The sequence below is a fragment of the uncultured Abyssibacter sp. genome (assembly GCF_964000955.1).
Classification (GTDB): domain Bacteria; phylum Pseudomonadota; class Gammaproteobacteria; order Nevskiales; family OUC007; genus Abyssibacter.
Window position 1 is genome coordinate 1 of record NZ_CAXFCL010000060.1, and the last position, 2,910, is coordinate 2,910.

Below are 2,910 nucleotides of genomic sequence, written 5' to 3' on the forward strand. Positions count from 1 at the left end.
CAGCGCCGCCGGCACGAAGGTGACCGACAGTACCAGCGCCGCGAGCAGCGCCATCACCACGGTCAGCGCCATGGGATGGAACATCTTGCCCTCCACCCCGCTGAGCGCGAACACCGGCAGGTACACGATCAGGATGATGGTGATCGCGAACACGCTGGGCCGGATTCCCTCGCCGGTCGCGGCCCGCACCAGCGCCAGCCGCTCGCGCAGCAGCAGCGCAACGCCGGCCTGGCGCTGCGCCTCGGACAACCGGCGCAGACAGTTCTCGACGATGATCACGGCGCCGTCGACGATCAGGCCGAAGTCCAGCGCGCCCAGGCTCATCAGGTTACCCGAGGTGCGGCTGGCGACCATGCCGCTGATGGTCATCAGCATCGCGAGCGGGATGATCAATGCCGTGATCAGGGCCGCGCGCAGGTTGCCCAGCATCAGGAACAGCACGGCAATGACCAGCAGCGCGCCCTCCACCAGATTCTTCTCGATGGTGGCGATGGTCTTGTCGACCAGGTCCACGCGGTTGTAGACCGGGTTCAGCGTGACGCCCTCGGGCAGCGAGGCCTCGATGGCTTCCAGCCGCTCGGACACGGCCTGCGCCACGCGACGGCTGTTGGCCCCGATGAGCATGAAGGTGGTGCCGAGCACGACCTCCTCGCCGTTCTGGGTGGCCGCGCCGCTGCGCAGATGCCGCGAGGTCGCGACCTCGGCAATCTCGTCCATGCGGATCGGCACGCCGTCGCGCCGGGCGACGACGATGCCGCGGATGTCATCCAGCGTCTGCACCTGCCCCGGTGAGCGGATCAGGTACTGCACGCCGTAACGCTCGATGTAGCCCGCGCCCATGTTGCTGTTGTTGCGGGCCAGCGCCGACATCACGTTGTCCACGGTCAGGTCATAGGCGAGCAGGCGGTCCGGCCATGGCGCGACGAGATAGGTCTTCTCGAACCCGCCGATGGTGTTGACCTCGACCACGCCGTCGGTTTGCTGGAGCTGCGGCCGGACGATCCAGTCCTGCACGCTGCGCAGATCGGTCGGCGACCAGTCCGTGCCCGGCTCGGCGCCGATGGTGTACATGAAGATCTCGCCCAGGCCGGTGGCGATCGGCCCCAGCGCCGGCGACGCGCCGGTCGGTAGCGCCTCGCGCAAACCGGCGAGGCGTTCGGCGACGAGCTGACGGGCGAAGTAGATGTCGGTGCCGTCCTCAAACACGACGGTCACCTGTGACAGCCCGTAGCGGGACAATGAACGCGTGTAGTCCAGGCGCGGCAAACCCGCCATGGCGGTCTCGACCGGGAAGGTCACGCGCTGCTCGGCTTCCAGTGGCGAGTAGCCGGGAACGGCCGTGTTGACCTGCACCTGCACGGTGGTGATGTCCGGCACGGCGTCGATGTTCAGCCGCTGGGCGTTGTAGATGCCCAGGCCGCCGATCAGGACCACCGCGAACAGCACGAGGACACGGTTCGCCACCGCGAACCGGATGATGGCTTCAAGCATGATGATGTCCTCAGTGCTGGTGGCTGGCGCCGGACTTGTCGAGGTCCGCCTTCATCAGATAGCTGTTGCCGACGACGACACGCGCCCCCGGCTCCAGTCCCGACAGCACTTCGACCGACTCGGCGTTGCCCCGCCCCAGTTCCACCGGACGCTGGGCGTAGCCGTCATCCACCTGTTCGAACACCACGCTTCGCCCCTCCCGCCGCTGGACGGCCGAGCGGGGAATCAGCAGGTCGACCGGTTGCGCCTCGACCAGCAACTCGCCATGGACATACTGGCCGGGTCGTAACGCGCCGTCCGGGTTGGGCGCGATCACCCGCGCCCGTACCGACTGCGCCGCGTGAATCGCCAGTGGCGAGAGCTGATCGACCACGCCCTGGCCGACCGGATTGTCGTGAAGACCGAAGATGTCGACGGTCTGGCCGACGCGAACAACATCGAGATCGTGATCGAACACGTCGAACTCCACCCACAGCTCGGACAGGTCGGCGATGACGAATAGCGGTTCGCTCCCGGTCACCTCGCCCACCTGGGCATTGCGGGTCACCACCCATCCGCCGATCGGCGCGCGCAGGTCGTAGCTTTGCAGGCTGTCGTTGCTCTGCACCCGGGCGAGCACCTGGTTCGCGGTGACGCGGGTCCAGGGTTGCGCGCTGACGGACTGAATCAGCCCGGCGTACCTTGGACGCACGCGCGACACGCGCGCCGGGTCGGTATGCACACGGCCGGTCAGCTCGCGGGTGATGCGCAACTGCCCGGGACCGGCGATCGCGGTCTTCACCTGCATGCGGTCCGCCATGTCGGCGGACATCTCGACCTGATCGGCATGCCCGCCGCCGTGGTCATCGCCGTGCCCGTGGTCGTGATCCCCCGATGCGTGGGCGGAACCGGCCCCGGCGAGCAGGAGGAACAGTGCTGAAACAATGCTTGAATGGAATGCGTTCATTGGCTTGCGTTCTCCCCGAGCGAGCGGCCCAGCAGGCGCTCCAGCTCGATGCGTGTCTGGTGGTATTCGGTGGCGACGGCGAGGCGACGTTGCCGCCAGGTCAGCAGGTCCTGCTGCGCCGTGGTGAGTTCGAGCAGGCTGTAGCGGCCCTGGCGATAGCCGTCGCGCATCGCCTGAAGCACCTCGGCGGACTGCGCCTCCAGGTCATCACGAATCACCGCGAAGGCCTCGTACAACGCATCGAGCTCGGCCCAGGCGGCGGTGACCAGCGCCTGGGCCTCCAGGCCGGCCGACTGCCTGGCCCAGTGCGAGGCTTCGACCTGCGCCTCGGCGGCCTGGCGTTCAGGCTGTGAACGGCGACTGCTGCCCAGCGACAAGCCAAGGCCGAACACCAGGGCCTGATCACCGCTGTCGCGATCATCGCGAACACCGACCGACCAGCTCAGATCGGATCGGGCACGGCTCGCGGCCAG

3 protein-coding genes are annotated in these 2,910 nt (G+C 67.8%); all 3 read right to left on the reverse strand.

The window, feature by feature from the left end; genetic code table 11:
- A partial coding sequence (locus tag ABNS06_RS02955; protein ID WP_348672477.1) for a CusA/CzcA family heavy metal efflux RND transporter occupies positions 1-1,491 on the reverse strand: 1,491 nt, incomplete at its 3' end.
- Between the two features lie 10 nt (positions 1,492-1,501).
- On the reverse strand, positions 1,502-2,437 hold the full coding sequence (locus ABNS06_RS02960) for an efflux RND transporter periplasmic adaptor subunit (protein WP_348672478.1): 936 nt from the start codon (positions 2,435-2,437) through the stop codon (positions 1,502-1,504).
- Positions 2,434-2,910 (reverse strand): TolC family protein (locus ABNS06_RS02965; protein WP_348672479.1); only part of this gene is annotated, 477 nt, incomplete at its 5' end. The genes ABNS06_RS02960 and ABNS06_RS02965, both read right to left, overlap by 4 nt.

Excerpts from the sequence above, each read along its gene's own strand:
- ABNS06_RS02960 (WP_348672478.1), bottom strand. The coding sequence starts at position 2,437 with ATGAACGCATTCCATTCAAGCATTGTTTCAGCACTGTTCCTCCTGCTC.